This is a genomic window from Streptomyces sp. MBT65, assembly GCF_016612545.1.
Classification (GTDB): Bacteria; Actinomycetota; Actinomycetes; order Streptomycetales; family Streptomycetaceae; genus Streptomyces.
Genome location: NZ_JAENRY010000257.1, coordinates 1 through 17,397, shown reverse-complemented (window position 1 = coordinate 17,397; position 17,397 = coordinate 1). Strand labels below are relative to the sequence as shown.

At 70.0% G+C, this 17,397-nt stretch carries 14 protein-coding genes; 12 read left to right on the top strand and 2 right to left on the bottom strand.

Annotated features, from left to right (window positions below; all coding sequences use genetic code 11):
* From JHN63_RS39005 to JHN63_RS38965, 9 genes are all read left to right on the top strand, one after another.
* On the top strand, nt 1-816 hold an 816-nt coding region (locus JHN63_RS39005), incomplete at its 5' end, for a deoxyribose-phosphate aldolase (protein WP_200689845.1).
* Between the two features lie 10 nt (nt 817-826).
* Nucleotides 827-1,666 (top strand): 5-deoxy-glucuronate isomerase, encoded by an 840-nt coding sequence (gene iolB, locus JHN63_RS39000; protein ID WP_200689844.1) that lies wholly within the window; start codon nt 827-829, stop codon nt 1,664-1,666.
* The gene (iolD, locus tag JHN63_RS38995) at nt 1,663-3,570 is read left to right on the top strand and encodes a 3D-(3,5/4)-trihydroxycyclohexane-1,2-dione acylhydrolase (decyclizing) (protein WP_200689843.1); all 1,908 of its coding nucleotides are present in this window, start codon (nt 1,663-1,665) and stop codon (nt 3,568-3,570) included. The genes iolB and iolD overlap by 4 nt, the downstream gene beginning before the upstream one ends.
* A 14-nt stretch (nt 3,571-3,584) precedes the next feature.
* Nucleotides 3,585-5,087 (top strand): CoA-acylating methylmalonate-semialdehyde dehydrogenase, encoded by a 1,503-nt coding sequence (mmsA, locus tag JHN63_RS38990; RefSeq protein WP_200689842.1) that lies wholly within the window; start codon nt 3,585-3,587, stop codon nt 5,085-5,087.
* 198 nt (nt 5,088-5,285) lie between these two features.
* On the top strand, nt 5,286-6,686 hold the full coding sequence (locus JHN63_RS38985) for an APC family permease (protein ID WP_200689841.1): 1,401 nt from the start codon (nt 5,286-5,288) through the stop codon (nt 6,684-6,686).
* 170 nt (nt 6,687-6,856) lie between these two features.
* The gene (locus JHN63_RS38980) at nt 6,857-9,796 is read left to right on the top strand and encodes an alpha/beta fold hydrolase (protein ID WP_200689840.1); all 2,940 of its coding nucleotides are present in this window, start codon (nt 6,857-6,859) and stop codon (nt 9,794-9,796) included.
* Nucleotides 9,793-10,656, top strand: a complete 864-nt coding sequence (locus JHN63_RS38975) for an ABC transporter permease (protein ID WP_200689839.1) — start codon at nt 9,793-9,795, stop codon at nt 10,654-10,656. Before JHN63_RS38980 ends, JHN63_RS38975 begins: the two co-directional genes overlap by 4 nt.
* A 148-nt stretch (nt 10,657-10,804) precedes the next feature.
* Nucleotides 10,805-12,385, top strand: coding sequence for a VWA domain-containing protein (locus tag JHN63_RS38970; RefSeq protein ID WP_200689838.1), 1,581 nt, complete (start codon nt 10,805-10,807; stop codon nt 12,383-12,385).
* A 117-nt stretch (nt 12,386-12,502) separates the two neighbouring features.
* Entirely contained in the window at nt 12,503-14,434 is a 1,932-nt protein-coding gene (locus JHN63_RS38965) for a long-chain fatty acid--CoA ligase (RefSeq protein WP_200689837.1), read from the top strand.
* An 80-nt stretch (nt 14,435-14,514) separates the two neighbouring features.
* Here JHN63_RS38965 and JHN63_RS38960 read toward each other — a convergent pair whose 3' ends face one another.
* A complete protein-coding gene (locus tag JHN63_RS38960) occupies nt 14,515-14,925 on the bottom strand; it encodes a rodlin (protein ID WP_200689836.1) in 411 nt (136 codons plus the stop codon).
* A 217-nt stretch (nt 14,926-15,142) separates the two neighbouring features.
* Nucleotides 15,143-15,556 (bottom strand): rodlin, encoded by a 414-nt coding sequence (locus tag JHN63_RS38955; RefSeq protein WP_200689835.1) that lies wholly within the window; start codon nt 15,554-15,556, stop codon nt 15,143-15,145.
* 202 nt (nt 15,557-15,758) lie between these two features.
* Between JHN63_RS38955 and JHN63_RS38950 the strand changes: the two genes are divergently transcribed.
* The 3 genes from JHN63_RS38950 to JHN63_RS54440 all read left to right on the top strand — a co-directional run.
* A complete protein-coding gene (locus tag JHN63_RS38950) occupies nt 15,759-16,175 on the top strand; it encodes a rodlin (RefSeq protein WP_200689834.1) in 417 nt (138 codons plus the stop codon).
* A gap of 274 nt (nt 16,176-16,449) precedes the next feature.
* Nucleotides 16,450-16,677, top strand: a complete 228-nt coding sequence (gene chpD, locus JHN63_RS38945; RefSeq protein WP_026178071.1) for a chaplin ChpD — start codon at nt 16,450-16,452, stop codon at nt 16,675-16,677.
* Between the two features lie 97 nt (nt 16,678-16,774).
* The coding region (locus JHN63_RS54440; protein ID WP_234478354.1) for a chaplin at nt 16,775-17,397 on the top strand (623 nt) is incomplete at its 3' end.

The following is a 17,397-nucleotide window of genomic DNA, read 5'->3' as shown; positions in this document are numbered from 1 at the left end:
GCCGCCCGCCGGGTCCGCCGCCCGCTGCTCAACGACGCCGGTCGGCTGATGATCGTCGCCGCCGACCACCCGGCCCGGGGCGCGCTCGGTGTGGGCGAGCACAAGTTCGCCATGGCCAACCGTGCCGAACTGCTCGAACGCCTCTGCCTGGCCCTCTCCCGGCCCGGCGTCGACGGCGTCCTCGCGACCGCCGACATCCTGGACGACCTGCTGCTCCTCGGCGCCCTCGACGGCAAGGTCGTCATGGGCTCGATGAACCGCGGCGGTCTCCAGGGCGCGAGCTTCGAACTCGACGACCGCTTCACCGGCCACCGCGCCCAGGACATCGAGCGCCTCAACTTCGACGCGGGCAAGCTGCTCCTGCGCATCGACTACGACGACCCGGGCTCCCTCACCACCCTGGAGTCCACCGCCCGCGCCATCGACGACATGGCCGCGCGTCGACTTCCCTTGTTCGTCGAGCCGTTCATCAGCCGCCGCACCGACGAGGGCAAGCTGAGGAACGACCTCTCCGCCGAGGCCGTCATCAAGTCCATCGCCATCTCCTCGGGCCTGGGCGGCACTTCGGCCTACACCTGGCTGAAGCTCCCCGTCACCGAGAACCCGGACGACATGGCCCAGGTCATGGAGACCTCCACCCTCCCCGCCGTGCTCCTCGGCGGCGAGGTCGGGGACGACCAGGACGGCGCCTACGAGAAGTGGCGCGGCGCCCTCCAACTCCCCACCGTGCGCGGCCTGGTGGTCGGCCGCTCGCTGCTCTACCCGGCGGACGGAGACGTCGCCGCCGCCGTGGACACCGCCGTAGGACTGCTGTGAGGGCCGCGTTATGACGACCGCCGAGCCGTACGTCCCCGAGCTGTACGTCCCCAAGGGCTCCGCCGCCAATCCGCAGTACGCCGTGGACATCGACCCCAAGCGGGCCGGCTGGACCCACAGCAGTCTGCGGGTCGTCGAGCTGGAGCCGGGCGGGACACACCACTTCACCACCGGTGACAGCGAGTGGATCGTGCTTCCGCTCAGCGGTGGATGTACCGTGCGAATTGTGGACGAAGAGTTCCAACTCCTGGGCAGGGAAAGCGTGTTCGCCGGAGTCACCGACTTCGCGTACATGCCCCGCGGCGCCCAGGTCAAGATCGCCTCCGGCGCGGGAGGCCGCTTCGCCCTGGCAGGAGCGAAGTGCGAGCGACGACTCCCCGCTCGCTACGGCCCCGCGCCGGAGGTTCCGGTGGAACGACGCGGCGAGGGCACCTGCCTTCGCCGCGTCCGCAACTTCGCCTCGGCCGACGCCTTCGACTGCGACAAGCTGATCGCCGTCGAGGTGATCACACCCGGCGGCAACTGGTCCTCGTATCCGCCGCACAAGCACGACGAACAACGGCCGGGTGAGGAAGCCGAGTTGGAGGAGATCTACTACTTCGAGATCGACGGCCCGAACGGTTTCGGCTATCAGCGCGTATTCCCCTCCCGTGAGGGCGGATCCGACGTCCTCGCGGAGGTCCGCTCCGGCGACGCCGTGCTCGTGCCCGATGGCTGGCACGGCCCGTCGATCGCCCAGCCGGGTCACGACATGTACTACCTGAACGTCATGGCGGGGCCGGGTGGAACGAGGGAGTGGCGGATCTGCTTCCACCCGGATCACGTTGAAAGCACAGGTGGTTACCGATGACCTCGACGACCAGGCTGACGGTCGCACAGGCACTCGTACGGTTCCTGTCCGTCCAGTACACCGAACGCGACGGCGTACGGCGGCGGTTGATCGGCGCGACCTGGGGCATCTTCGGCCACGGCAACGTGGCGGGCCTCGGCCAGGCGCTCATCGAGTACGCCACGGCGCCCGACGGGGAGACCCTTCCCGCCATGCCGTTCCACCAGGGCCGCAACGAACAGTCCATGGTGCACGCGGCGGTCGGCTACGCGCGTCAGTCGAATCGCCTGTCGGCGCACGCCGTCACGACCTCGATCGGCCCCGGTGCCACCAACCTCGTCACCGGCGCCGCCCTCGCCACCATCAACCACCTCCCGGTCCTGCTCCTCCCCGGCGACACCTTCGCCGGCCGCCCCGCCGACCCGGTGCTCCAGCAGCTCGAAGTCCCGTACGCGGGCGATGTGTCGGTCAACGACTGTCTGCGCCCGGTGTCGAGGTACTTCGACCGGATCACCCGCCCGGAAGCGCTGATCCCCGCCGCCCTGAACGCCATGCGCGTACTCAGCGACCCCGTCGAGACCGGAGCCGTGACTCTCGCTCTCCCGCAGGACGTTCAGGCCGAGGCCCACGACTGGCCGGACGAGTTCTTCGCCGAACGCACCTGGTACGTACGGCGACCGGCCGCCGACCCGGCCGAACTCGCCGCGGCGGCAAGGGCGGTTCGCGCCGCGCAGCGCCCCCTGATCATCGCGGGCGGCGGAGTCCACCACAGCCGCGCCGAGGCCGCCCTCGCCGAGTTCGCGTCGGCCACCGGCATCCCGGTCGCCTCCACCCAGGCCGGCAAGGGCTCCCTGAACCACGACCACCCCCAGGACGTCGGCGGCATCGGCCACACCGGCACCGCGACCGCCGACGAACTCGCCCGCCTGGCCGACCTGGTGATCGGCATCGGCACCCGCTACACCGACTTCACCACCGCGTCCCACACCCTCTTCGAACGCCCCGGCGTCCGCTTCCTCAACCTCAACATCGGTGCCCACGACGGCCACAAGCTCGCCGGACAGCCGCTGATCGCCGACGCCCGCGACGGACTCACCGCGCTGGCAAGGGAGTTGGGCCCGGACGCGTACCGGGTCACCGAGTCGTACATCGCCGAGTACCGCGAGGACAAGGAGCGTTGGGAACAACGCGTCGACGCCTGCTACGAGGCCGACGAACCCGACGTACGTCCGACACAGCCCCAAGTCCTGGGCGCGCTGGACGAGATCGTCGACGAGTCGGACATCCTCATCAACGCGGCCGGTTCGCTCCCCGGCGATCTGCACAAGCTGTGGCGGACGCGGTCGTTCGACCAGTACCACCTGGAGTACGGCTACTCCTGCATGGGCTACGAGATCCCGGCCGCGATCGGCGTGAAGCTGGCCGCGCCGGACCGGCCGGTGTGGGCGCTGGTCGGCGACGGCACGTACCTGATGATGCCGACGGAGATCGTGACCGCCGTACAGGAGGGCATCGCGATCAAGGTGCTGCTGATACAGAACCACGGGTACGCCTCGATAGGCGGCCTGTCGGAGTCGGTCGGCGGCGAGCGGTTCGGCACCGCCTACCGCCACCAGGCCGACGACGGCACCTACACCGGCGCTCCGCTGCCCGTCGATCTCGCCGCCAACGCGGCCAGTCTCGGCATGCGCGTGCTGCGCGCCAAGACCGTCAGCGACCTGCGCGAGGCGCTCGCCGTGGCGAGGGCCGCCGACACTCCCACATGTGTCTACGTGGAGACCGAAACCGCAGACACAGTGTCGGGCGCGCCTCCCGCGCAGGCCTGGTGGGATGTACCTGTGGCCGCGACCGCGACCCGATCGTCCGCGGTCAAGGCACGTGAGCTGTACGAACGGCACGTCTCCACCCGACGCCGCCATCTGTGAAGGAGTATCTGGGCATGACGAAGATCGTCAACCACTGGATCGGCGGCAAGACCGTCGAAGGCGCCTCGGGCAACTACGGGCCGGTGACCGACCCGGCGACCGGCGCGGTCACCACGAAGGTCGCCTTCGCGACCGTGGACGAGGTGGACGCGGCGGTCGCCGCCGCCAAGGACGCGTACGCGACCTGGGGCACCTCGTCCCTCGCCAAGCGCACCACGATCCTGTTCGCGTTCCGCGCGCTGCTGGACGCCAACCGGGACGCGATCGCGGAGCTGATCACCGCCGAGCACGGCAAGGTGCACAGCGACGCGCTGGGCGAGGTCGCGCGCGGCCTGGAGATCGTCGACCTGGCGTGCGGGATCACCGTGCAGCTGAAGGGCGAGTTGTCGACGGAGGTCGCCAGCCGCGTCGACGTCTCCTCGATCCGCCAGCCCCTGGGCGTGGTCGCGGGCATCACGCCGTTCAACTTCCCGGCCATGGTGCCGATGTGGATGTTCCCGATCGCCATCGCGACCGGCAACACCTTCGTCCTCAAGCCCTCCGAGAAGGACCCGTCGGCGGCCCTGAAGATCGCCGAACTGCTCGCGGAGGCAGGCCTTCCGGACGGCGTCTTCAACGTCGTCAACGGCGACAAGGTGGCGGTGGACCGCCTCCTGGAGCACCCGGACGTCAAGGCCGTCTCCTTCGTCGGCTCGACGCCCATCGCCCGCTACATCCACACCACGGCGGCCGCGAACCACAAGCGCGTCCAGGCCCTGGGCGGCGCCAAGAACCACATGCTGGTCCTCCCGGACGCCGACCTCGACGCGGCGGCGGACGCGGCCGTGTCGGCGGCCTACGGCTCGGCGGGCGAGCGCTGCATGGCCATCTCGGCCGTCGTGGCGGTCGGTTCGATCGGCGACGAGCTGGTCGAGAAGATCCGCGAGCGCGCCGAGAAGATCAAGATCGGCCCCGGCAACGACCCGACGAGCGAGATGGGCCCGCTGATCACCAAGGTCCACCGCGACAAGGTGGCGTCCTACGTCACCGGCGCGGCGGCCGAGGGCGCGGAGGTCGTCCTGGACGGCACCGGCCACACGGTCGAGGGCTTCGAGGACGGCCACTGGATCGGCATCTCGCTCCTGGACAAGGTCCCCACCACCGCCAAGGCCTACCAGGACGAGATCTTCGGCCCGGTCCTCTGCGTCCTGCGCGTCGACACGTACGACGAGGGCGTGGCGCTGATCAATGCCTCCCCCTTCGGCAACGGCACCGCGATCTTCACCCGCGACGGCGGCGCGGCCCGCCGCTTCCAGCTGGAGATCGAGGCCGGCATGGTCGGCGTGAACGTCCCGATCCCGGTCCCCGTCGGCTACCACTCGTTCGGTGGCTGGAAGGACTCCCTCTTCGGCGACCACCACATCTACGGCAACGACGGCACGCACTTCTACACCCGCGGCAAGGTCGTCACCACCCGCTGGCCGGACCCGGCCGACGGCCCGTCGGGCGTGGACCTGGGCTTCCCGCGCAACCACTGACCCCGACTGAAAGGGGCCGTCCGCATCGCGGACGGCCCCTTCTTTTTGTCTACGACGGCTGCGGTTCCCGTAGTGACCCGAACCGGGGCCGACACTGCCCCAGGCGGCCGATCACGGAACCCTGAGCGGAATGAATCAACGAATTCCGTAGGTGAACACCCATTGACGTGACGGTTTCCGTCAATGTTCCATCAGCGCGTGACCGACACCCTCCGCACCGCCGAAGCCGCCGTTCCCGAGGCGCCGTCGGACAGCTCCCAGAGCCCCCGGCAGCTCAAGCGCTCCATCGGCATCGTCGGCGGCACGCTCCTCACGCTCTCCTGCGTGACCCCTGCCTCCACGCTCTTCGTGGTCGTCCCCGACCTGTTCGGCACGCTGGGCACCGCGACCGCCCTCACGATCGCGATCGGCTCCGTCCTCTGTATCGCCGTGGCGTTCTGCTACTCGGAGCTGGGCACCCTCATCCCCAGCGCGGGCGGCGAGTACGCGATGGTGTCGACACTGGCGGGCCGCCTGGCAGGCTGGCTGGTCTTCGTCCTCTCCCTGCTCGTCGTGATGATCGTCCCCCCGGTGATAGCGATGGGCACGGCGGACTACCTGACCCCGATCGTCCATCTGAACCCGTCGATGACCGGCGCGGGCGTGATGCTCCTGGCCACGCTGGCGGGCCTGTTGGACCTGCGCGCCAACGCGTGGATCACGGGCGTCTTCCTGGTCCTGGAGGTCATAGCGGCCGGAGTCGTGGCCCTCCTGGGCTTCACCCACAGCCACCGGGGCCTCGGCAGTCTGACGTCGATGCAGGTGGCCGGGACGGGCGGCCACACGGACACGGTGACGGCGATGCTGGTGGTCTCGGGCCTGGCGATAGCCCTGTTCGTCACCCAGGGTTTCTCGACGGCGGTCTACCTCTCCGAGGAGTTGGAGAACCCGCGCCGCAACGTGGCCCGCACGGTCCTGGCCACCCTCGCGATCTCCACGGTGATCATCCTGGTCCCGGTGGTCGCGATCACGATGGGCGCGTCCGACCTCTCCGAGCTGACCGGCGGCGACATCAGCAGCATGGTCACGGCCTGGTCCAACTCGGCGGTCGGCACCTTCGTCAGTCTCTGCGTGGCCCTGGCGATCATCAACGCCGGCATCGTCATGGTCATCCAGAACTCCCGAGTCCTCTTCGCCTCGGCCCGCGACAAGGCCTGGCCCACCCCGGTCAACACACTCTTCTCCAAGCTCGGCCGCTTCGGCTCCCCCTGGGTGGCCACCCTCGCGGTAGGCATCCCCGGAGCGACCCTCTGCTTCGTCGACCTGGACACCCTGTACGGCGTGACAGGAGTCTCGGTGACCGGCATGTACCTCCTGGTCGCGGTAGCCGCCCTGCTCTCCCGACGCGGCCAACACAGGCACACGCACGCGTGGCGCATGCCTTTGTGGCCCGCAATGCCGATCCTCCTGATAGCAGTTCTGGCCTACATCCTCACCCAGCAGGAGACGACCTACCTGCTCTGGACGGGAGGAATAGTGGCGGCGGCAACGCTGTACTGGGCGCTCTATCTCCGCCCGCGCAGGGAGACCCGCTGGCTGATCTCAATCCCGGAGAACTAGAGGTCTTTTAGGGGCGCGGGGAACTGCGCACCTAGCGACAAGGAACCCGCACCCGGCACCCAACAGCACCCCCCACGCCCTTAGCCGTACACCAAGCGCGGTACACAGCCATCCCCGGTTCACCCCAGGGTCTCCCCCAACTGTCAGAGACGCCCCGTACCGTTGAACGCATGGATCTTCGACTGCCCGGGCTGCAAGGCCTACGACGACTACGACACCCCCGGCGCTGGCTGGCAGCCACCGCAGCCGTCGTCGTGTTCGCCGCCGCCGGCACCTGGACGGCCGCAGCGTCCGACACCACACCCCCGGTCCATCGATCGGACCGGATGATGGCGGTCGACGGCGTCACTCTGGACACCTCGTACTTCACCACGGGCGGATCGACCCGCCGCCCGGCTGTTCTCCTGGCCCACGGCTTCGGCGGCAGCAAAGAAGACGTACGAAAAGAAGCCCAAGACCTGGCCCGGGACGGCTACGCGGTACTGACCTGGTCCGCGCGCGGCTTCGGAAAGTCGACCGGCAAGATCGGCCTGAACGACCCGGACGGCGAGGTCAAGGACGTATCGAAGCTGATCGACTGGCTGGCGAAGCAGCCGGACGTCCAGCTCGACAAACCGGGTGACCCGCGCGTGGGCATGGCGGGCGGTTCCTACGGGGGAGCGATCTCCCTGCTGGCCGCCGGGTACGACGACCGGGTCGACGCGATCGCCCCCGCGATCACGTACTGGAACCTCGCGGACGCCCTGTTCCCGAACGGCGTCTTCAAGAAGCTCTGGGCCGGAATCTTCATCAACTCCGGTGGCGGCTGCGCCAAGTTCGAGCCCACGCTGTGCCAGATGTACGACCGGGTCGCCGAGTCGGGCAAGCCGGACGCGGCGGCCCGCGCGCTCCTCGAAGCCCGTTCACCGTCGGCCGTCGCCACGCACATCAACGTGCCGACCCTCCTCCTCCAGGGCCAGACCGACTCCCTCTTCCCGCTCGGCCAGGCCGACGCCGCCGCGAAGGCGATCCGCGCCAACGGCGCCCCCGTGGACGTCGACTGGATCGCGGGCGGTCATGACGGCGGCGACATGGAGACGAGCCGCGTCCAGGCGCGCGTGACGTCGTGGTTCGACCGGTACCTGAAGGACGACAAGAACACCGACACGGGCCCGGCCTTCCGCGTCACCCGCACCGGAGGCATCGATTCCACGGACGGCGCCGCCCTGTTGCGCGGCGCGAGCGGCAGCGCGTACCCCGGCCTGGAGAGCGACCCGCGCACGATCGCCCTGACCGGCCGCCGCGAGCAGTCCTTCACCAACCCGGCCGGCGCCAGCCCGCCCGCCATCTCGGCCCTCCCCGGCCTCGGCAGCACCGGCGGCCTCTCGCAGCTGTCCTCCCTGGGCATCGGAGTCTCCCTCGACTTCCCCGGCCAGTACGCCGCGTTCGACTCGGCCCCCCTCACCAAGAGCCTCCGCATCACCGGCTCGCCCACGGTCACCGTCCACGTCAAGTCGACCAGCGACGACACGGTCCTCTTCGGCAAGGTCTACGACGTGGGCCCGCGCGGCACCCAACAGGTGCTCCCCTCCCAGCTGGTGACCCCCCTCAGGGTCGAGGGCGCCAAGTCCGGCAAGGACGTCACGATCACCCTCCCGGCCATCGATTACGACGTCCAGAGCGGCCACCACCTGCGCCTGGTCCTCGCCTCGACGGACCTCGGCTACGCCTCTCCGGCGGCCCCGGCGACGTACACCGTCACCCTGAAGAGCGACCTCAAGGTGCCGACGGCCCCCGGTGTCACCACGGCGGCGGCGACGCTCCCGTCCTGGGTGTGGTGGCTCCCGCTGGCGGGCGCGGCGATCGCCGTGGCCCTGCTGCTGACCGGCCGTAGGCGTACGGCGTCGACACCCCCCGCCCCCGAACTGTCCGAAGTCCCGCTCCAGATCACCGACTTGAGCAAGCGGTACGCGAAGTCGGCGGACCGGTACGCGGTACGGGACCTGTCCTTCCGCGTCGAGAAGGGCCAGGTGCTCGGCCTCCTGGGTCCGAACGGCGCGGGCAAGACGACCACCCTGCGCATGCTGATGGGTCTGATCAAGCCGGACGCCGGCGAGATCAGGGTCTTCGGGCACGCGATCCGTCCGGGCGCCCCCGTCCTCTCCAGGGTCGGCGCCTTCGTCGAGGGCGCGGGCTTCCTCCCTCACCTCTCCGGCCGCGAGAACCTGGAGCTGTACTGGCAGGCCACGGGACGGCCTCCGGAGGACGCCCACCTGGAGGAGGCCCTGGAGATCGCGGGCCTCGGCGACGCACTCGCGCGCGCGGTCCGCACCTACTCCCAGGGCATGCGCCAGCGCCTCGCCATCGCCCAGGCCATGCTCGGCCTCCCCGACCTCCTCATCCTCGACGAACCGACCAACGGCCTCGACCCGCCCCAGATCCGCGAGATGCGCGAGGTGATGATCCGCTACGCGGAAGCGGGCCGTACGGTCATCGTCTCCAGCCACCTCCTCGCCGAGGTCGAACAGTCCTGCACCCACCTGGTGGTCATGGACCGCGGCCGCCTCGTCCAGGCGGGCCCGGTCGCCGAGATCATCGGCTCCGGCGACACCCTCCTGGTCGGCCTCGCCGCCGACATCCCCGACCCCCTGGTGGAAAAGATCGCGACCCTCCCCGACGTCGAGTCGGTGACCCGAGCGGAGGGCGGCCTGCTGCTGCGCCTGGCCTCCGGCGAACACCTGGGTTCCGGCGAGCAGTCGGCCCCCGGCGACCACGTGGTGTCCGACACCTCCCCGGCGGACGGCGCGAGCACGACCCCCCGCGCGGTGGCCACCGGCACGCCGGGCGGTGTGCGGGGCGCTGCCACGCCCGAGGCCCCCGGCACCGTGCTCACCGAGCCGGACGGCACCACCCCCGAGGCCCTCGGCGCCGCGCTCACCGAGCCGGCACCTGCCTCCCCCGACAAGGACCCGGCGCCCCAACTCCCCACCCAGGCCGCGCCCATCCACGGCTCGCCCGCCGCCGCCCGGCTCCTCGTGGAGCTCGTACGGCTGGAAGTCCCCGTCTCCTCCGTCGGCCCGCACCGCCGGCTCGAGGACGCCTTCCTCACCCTGATCGGAGGTTCCGCATGAGCACGCTCGCCGAGCCCGTCGAGGTGGCCTCCGGCTACCGGGCGGGCCGCACCCTGCCCCTGCGGGTCGAGCTGGTCCGGCAGTTGAAGCGGCGCCGCACGCTGGTCATGGGCGGCATCCTCGCCGCGCTGCCCTTCATCCTGGTCGCCGCCTTCGCGATCGGCGGCACCCCGGGGGACCGCAACGGCCAGGTGACGCTGATGGACACGGCCACCTCCTCCGGTGCCAACTTCGCCGCGGTGAACCTGTTCGTGTCGGCGGGCTTCCTGCTGGTCGTCCCGGTCGCCCTGTTCTGCGGGGACACGGTCGCCTCGGAGGCCAGCTGGTCCTCCCTGCGCTATCTGCTCGCGGCACCCGTGCCCAGAGCCCGACTCCTGTGGTCCAAGCTGGTCGTCGGCCTGAGCCTCAGCCTCGCCGCGATGATCCTGCTCCCGCTCGTCGCCGTGGCCGTCGGCACCGCCGCCTACGGCTGGGGCCCCCTGGAGCTGCCCACCGGCGGCGCGATCGGCGCGGGCACGGCCGCCGGCCGCCTGCTGGTCGTCGTGGCGTACATCTTCGTGTCCCAACTGGTCACCGCCGGGCTCGCGTTCTGGCTCTCGACGAAGACCGACGCCCCCCTCGGCGCGGTCGGCGGCGCGGTCGGCCTGACCATCGTCGGCAACGTCCTGGACGCCGTCACCGCCCTCGGCCACTGGCGCGACTTCCTGCCCGCGCACTGGCAGTTCGCCTGGGCGGACGCCGTACAGCCCCATCCGGAGTGGTCCGGCATGATCCAGGGCACGGCGGTCTCCGTTACGTACGCCATCGTGCTGTTCGCCCTGGCCTTCCGGGGTTTCGCCCGCAAGGACATCGTGTCGTAGGTCACCGGAGGATCTCCCACCGGTCTCGACGGGCCATGATCGCGACCCCTTCGAGACGCTTCCGCAACTCCCCGTAGCGCACATTCCCGCCCCCTCCGCCGTCACAGTCGCAAGAAGTCGACGTCAACGGACCGAGGGGGCACGGGAGATGAAGACCAACCAGACCGGCCGAACACGACCGAAGCAGGAGTACGCCCGCCACCGCACCCGGCGACTGCGCACCACCCTGCTCGCCCTCACCGCCGCGAGCGGCCTGCTGCTCACCGGCTGCGGCGCGGGCGACGGCAGCAACTCCAACAGCTCGGACGCGGCGAACCGGACCGGCTTCCCGGCCCCGGCTCCACCCGTCGCCACCTCCGGCGGTGACAACAGCAGCGACCAGGACGGCGAGCAGACCGGCACCCCCGCCGACAAGATCGCCCCGTCCCCCGACTACCTCTCCACCTTCGCCCTCGACGTCGACACCGCCTCCTACGGCTACGCCCGCCGCGTCCTCGCCGACGGCAGCCTCCCCGACCCGTCGACGGTCCGCCCCGAGGAGTTCGTCAACAGCTTCCGCCAGGACTACGAACGCCCGGACGGCAACGGCTTCACGGTCACCGTCGACGGCGCCCGCACGGACAGGCCGAACTGGTCCCTCGTCCGCGTCGGCCTCGCCACCCGCACCGCCGATGACGCCGCCGAACGCCCGCCCGCAGCCCTGACGTTCGTCATCGACGTCTCCGGTTCGATGGCCGAGACGGGCCGTCTGGACCTCGCTCAGAAGTCCCTCGACGAGATGACCGACCGACTCCGCGACGACGACTCGGTCGCGCTCGTCACCTTCAGCGACGAGGCCGAGACCGTCCTCCCGATGACCCGCCTCGACGGCCACCGCGGCCAAGTCCACGAAGCGATCGACGAGTTGGAGACCCAGTCCTCGACCAACCTCGGCGCCGGCGTCGAGACCGGCTACGCCACCGCCACCGAGGGCCTGCGCAAGGGCGCCACCAACCGCGTCGTCCTCATCTCCGACGGCCTCGCCAACACCGGTGACACCAGCGCCGATTCGATCCTGGAGCGCATCGCGGACGAGCGCCGCGACCACGGCATCACCCTCTTCGGCGTCGGCGTCGGCAGCGACTACGGCGACGCCCTGATGGAGAAACTCGCCGACAAGGGCGACGGCCACACCGCGTACGTCGCGGACGACGCCGACGCCCGCAAGGTCTTCGTCGACCAACTCCCGCAGAACATCGACCTCACCGCCCGCGACGCCAAGGCCCAGGTCGCCTTCGACCCCGAGACGGTCGCGCAGTTCCACCTCATCGGCTACGAGGACCGCAAGGTCGCCGACGACGACTTCCGCGACGACAACGTCGACGGCGGCGAGATCGGCCCCGGCCACACCGTGACCGCCCTCTACGCCGTCCGCACCCGGCCCGGCGCCGAGGGCCACCTCGCCACGGCGAGCGTCCGCTGGCTCGACCCCGACTCCCGCGCCCCGCACGAGGATTCGGGCCAACTGGAGACCGAGGCCCTGCACGACTCCCTCAGCAGCGCGTCCCTCCGCTTCCAAGTCACCGCCGTGGCCGCCTACTTCGCCGACTCCCTCCGCTCCGACGGCCTGCCGGGCAACCCCGGCCTCGACGAACTCGCCACCCGGGCCCACACGTTGGCGAAGAAGACAGAGGACAAGGACGTACGGCAACTCGCCGAAGCGATCGACGAGGCAAGCCGGATGGACTGAACCCACCGCAACCGCACCGAACCCGGCCCCGATCCCACCGGCCCCATTGACCTTCCCCTACTTGCGAGTAAGTTGGCGCCCCAGCCACCGTCTCACCGTCGACCGGGAGCAGCCGACATGGGCGTACGCAAGGACTTGAAACGGGCCCGGCAACGCACCGACCTGGCGACCCGCACCCGGGTCGAACTCACCCGCGACGAGCGGGGCGTCGTACGGGAGGCGAGCACGCCGCCGCTCGCCCCGCGCCCGACGACCGGCAGCACCGCCGACCTCCCGTTCACCAACGCGGCGGAGGGCCCCGACACGGTGGTCCTCCGCCGCGAACGGCACGGTACCTGGCAGCCCGTGACGGCGGCGGCCTTCGCCCGTGAAGTCACCGCCGTGGCAAAGGGGTTGGTGGCCGCGGGCCTCGAACCGGGCGGCCGGGTCGCGGTGATGTCCCGTACCCGCTACGAGTGGACGGTCCTCGACTTCGCGATCTGGGCGGCCGGCGGCCAGACCGTGCCGATCTACGCGACCTCGTCCGCCGAGCAAGTGGAGTGGATCGTCAGGGACTCGGGCACCCGCTTCGTCGTCACGGAGACCCCCGAGCACACCGACACGGTCACCACCGGCACGGCCCGCCACCCCCAACCCCCGCGGGTCTGGCAGCTGGACGCCGGTGCCATCGACGAACTCACCGCCCTGGGCCGTGAGTTGCCCGACGACGAGATCAGCAAGCGCCGCGCCTCCCTTACCCCCGACACGATCGCGACGGTCTGCTACACCTCCGGCACCACCGGCCGCCCCAAGGGCTGCGTGCTCACCCACGCCAACCTGCACGCCGAGGCCGCCAACATGGTCGAGCTGCTGCACCCCCTCTTCACGGAGGTCACCGGCCAGGTCGCCTCGACGCTGCTCTTCCTCCCGCTCGCGCACATCATGGGCCGCACCCTCCAGATCGCCTGTCTGATGGCCCGCATCGAGGTCGGCCACTGCCCGAGCATCAAGCCCGACGAACTCCGCCCGGCGCTACGGGAGTTCAGGCCCACGTTCCTGGTCGGCGTGCCGTATCTCTTCGAGAAGATCCATGACGCCGGGCGCGCGACCGCCGAGAAGATGGGCCGCGCCGCCTCCTTCGACCGCGCCGACCGCATCGCGGTCCGCTTCGGCGAGGCCTACCTGAACAAGTTCCTGGGCACCGGGAAAGGCCCCGGCCCCGGCCTCTACGCCGCGTGGGCCCTCTACGACCTGCTGGTGTACCGCCGTATCCGCAAGGAACTCGGCGGCCGGCTGCGGTACGCCATCAGCGGCGGCTCCCCGCTCGACCGCGACCTCAACCTCTTCTTCGCGGCGGCCGGGATCATCGTCTACGAGGGCTACGGCCTCACCGAGACGACGGCCGCCGCCACCGTCGTACCGCCCCTGCGGCCCCGCCCCGGCACGGTCGGCCTCCCGGTCCCCGGCACCACGATCCGCATCGCCGACGACGGCGAGGTGCTCATCAAGGGCGGGGTGGTCTTCGGCGCGTACTGGAACAACCCGGCGGCCACCGACGCCGTACTGAAGGACGAGTGGTTCGCGACCGGTGACCTGGGCGCCCTCGACGAGGACGGCTATCTCACCATCACCGGCCGCAAGAAGGACATCCTCGTCACCAACGGCGGCAAGAACGTCTCCCCGGCCGTCCTGGAGGACCGGCTGCGCAGCCGCGCCCCGGTCGGGCAGTGCCTGGTCGTCGGCGACAACCGCCCCTTCGTCGCCGCCCTGATCACCCTCGACCCCGAGGCCCTCGCCCACTGGCTGTCGGTCCGCGGCCTCCCCGCGGACACCCCGCTCGCGGACCTCGTCGAGGACCCGCGCCTGCGCGCCGACGTCCAGAAGGCCGTCGACCACGCCAACCAGGCCGTCTCCCGCGCCGAGTCGATCCGCGCCTTCGCCCTGGTCGAGGGCGAGTTCACCGAGGACAACGGCCTGCTCACCCCGTCCCTGAAACTCAAACGGCACGTGGTGACGGCGGCCTACGCGGAGGACATCGAGGCGCTGTACAAGAGGCCGAAGCCGCAGTAGCCGTACGGGAAACGGCTCCACGACACGCAAGAGCGGGCCGCCGATGTGCTCGACGGCCCGCTCTCGTGGTGCTGGTGGGGTCAGCTGTTCGTGGCGCCGTTGCCCGACAGGACCGGGATGTTGTCCAGGATGTGCGACAGCGGCTCGTCGCCCTTGGCCTGGGTGGAGTTCTCGGTGCACTGCTGGTTCTGCGGGGCCGAGAGGACCGGCACGTCCTGCAGAACGGTGACCGGCACGACGCCGACGATCGAGGCGAGGTTCGCCTTGACCGGCAGGCCGACACAGGGCTTGTTCAGGGTGCCCTGAACGAGGGAGAGCTGGGGGCTCATGTCGCCCTTGGTCTCCTGGTTGCCGTACTTCTGGACGGCGCCGTTGCCCTGGGTGGTGGTGACACCGTCGTCGTTGCCGATGGCCATCGCCGGGGTGGCGACAGCGGCCGTGGCACCGGCGAGGGAGGCGGCAACAGCCGCGGTCGCCCACAGCTTCTTCATGTTCAAACCCTTTCGGAGGACGGACTCCCGTTGCGGAGCCGCGCGATGATCAACTGAGTGAGACTGGTTTGGTTGCGGCCTTTGCCCCGTATGGAGCAATAAGTCGGTTCACCTGCGCCGTCTCCACCGGATCGGTCGGCGCGCGGAACGCGTCAGGCGCAGAGGACAGGCCGACGGGCCGCCGGGAAGCCGGCGGCCCGTCGTGTGCGTCTGGGGGTCAGCTGCCCGCGGCGCCGTTGCCCGACAGGACCGGGATGTTGTCCAGGATGTGCGACAGCGGCTCGTCGCCCTTGGCCTGGGTGGAGTTCTCGGTGCACTGCTGGTTCTGCGGCGCGGAGAGGATCGGCACGTCCTGCGCGACGGTGACCGGCACGAGGCCGACCAGCGAGGCCAGGTTCGCCTTGGCCGGCAGGCCGATGCAGGGCTTGTTCAGCGAGCCCTGGATGAGCGCCATCTGCGGGCTCATGTTGCCGTACGTGGCCTGGTTGCCGTAGACCTGCTCGGCGCCGTTGCCGTTCGTCGTGGTGACGCCGTTGTCGTTACCGATCGCCATCGCCGGGGCGGCGACGGCAGCCGAGGCTCCGACGACGGAAGCGGCGACAGCCGCAGCAGCCATAACCTTCTTGATCACTTGCGTGGTCCCTTCTGGAGTAACCCCGTCCACCGGAGCGACCTGAACAACTGGCGCCGGGCCGCATGGTTGCTCCGATTCACTCCAATGGCCCAGATGAATCCAACCGGGTGAAGCCGTATGGCCAACACGCAACCAATCCGGCCGACCCCTGTTGATGGGGGAGCAGGAATTGTGTCTCTGCCAGGAAAGGACCGCAGAAATGCTCAAGAAGGCAATGGCTGCGACGGCTGTCGCGGCTTCCGTCGTCGGCGTCTCGGCGACGGCCGCCCCGCAGGCGCTGGCCATCGGCAACGACAACGGCGTCACCACGGTCAACGGGAACGGTGCCGAGCAGGCCTATGGCAACGCCAAGACCACCGGCGACATGAGCCCCCAGCTCTCGGTCGCCCAGGGCGCGCTGAACAAGCTCTGCATCGGCCTGCCGGCCAAGGTCAACGCGGCCTCGATCGTGGGCGTACTGGTGCCGGTCACCGTCCTCCAGGACGTGCCGATCCTCTCGGCCCCGCAGAACCAGCAGTGCACCGAGAACTCCACCCAGGCCAAGGGTGACGAGCCGCTGTCGCACATCGCCGACAACATCCCGGTGCTGTCGGGCAACGGCGCGATCGGCAGCTGAGACCGTACGCCTGAGAGTGGCCCGGGCGGCCCGCCGGATTTTCCGTGCGGGTCGCCCGGATCGCTGAAAAAGCTGTTTTCCCTTGAAGTTCTTCCCTTGAAGAGAAGCGTTTCTTCGCTGATGTGTCCGTGCGGCTGCGTCCACCGTGTCAATTCGGTGCGGACGATCGAGTGAATTGTCAGGTGACACGCGTTCTTCAGTTTCTTCCTGCGTCTATCCCTCGTTTTACAGGCTGCAGGTCATGGTGGGCATGACCGCAGAGAAGGGAACGTCAATGAAGAAGAGCGCTGCTGTTGTCGCTGGTGCGATCATGGCTCTCGGTATGGCCGCCCCGGCCTTCGCCGACGCCGGCGCCGAGGGTGCCGCCATCGGTTCGCCGGGTGTCCTCTCGGGCAACGTGGTCCAGGTTCCCGTGCACATCCCCGTCAACGTGTGCGGCAACTCGATCGACGTGATCGGCCTGCTGAACCCGGCGTTCGGCAACACGTGCGTCAACGACTGACGACGTAACGCACCAGCCGTTCCGGCTGTGTCATCGGCCGGCCTTGGACAGGTTTCCAAGGCCGGCTTTTCCCACTTCAAGCAGGAAGACAACGAGATTGCGACAGACCCTGGGTAAGGGAATGGTCGCGGCGGCCGCCGCGACGAGCATTCTGTCCCTGTGCGGCAGCCCCGCCATGGCCGACTCGTACACGGGCGGCGCTGCCAAGGATTCGCCGGGCGTCCTGTCCGGCAACAGCCTCTCCGTCCCGGTCGACGCGCCGGTCAACGCCTGTGGCGACTCCGTCGACGTGGCGTCCGGGTTCAACCCGACGTTCGGCAACTCGTGTGCCGGCGGCAAGGACGCCCACCGGCACGGCGAGCACACCGGCGGACACCGATGGGCCGAGCAGGCGCTCGCCGACTCCGACGACTCGGATGACTCCGAAGACTTCGGCCATGCCTACGGCTATGGGTATGGCCACGGTCACGGCTCGGGTCATGGCTACGGAGACGACTCGGGGTACGGCTCGGGCGATCACTCGGGCTACGGCTCCGGTCACGACTCCGGCTATGGCTCCGGCGGCGATTCGGGCTACGGCTCGGGCGACCACTCGGACCACGGCACTCCGGACTGCGAGGAGACACCACCGGGTCCTCCCGGCGGCCATCACCACACGCCTCCGCCTCCGACCGGTGGGCATCACACGCCTCCGCCTCCGACCGGTGGGCATCACACGCC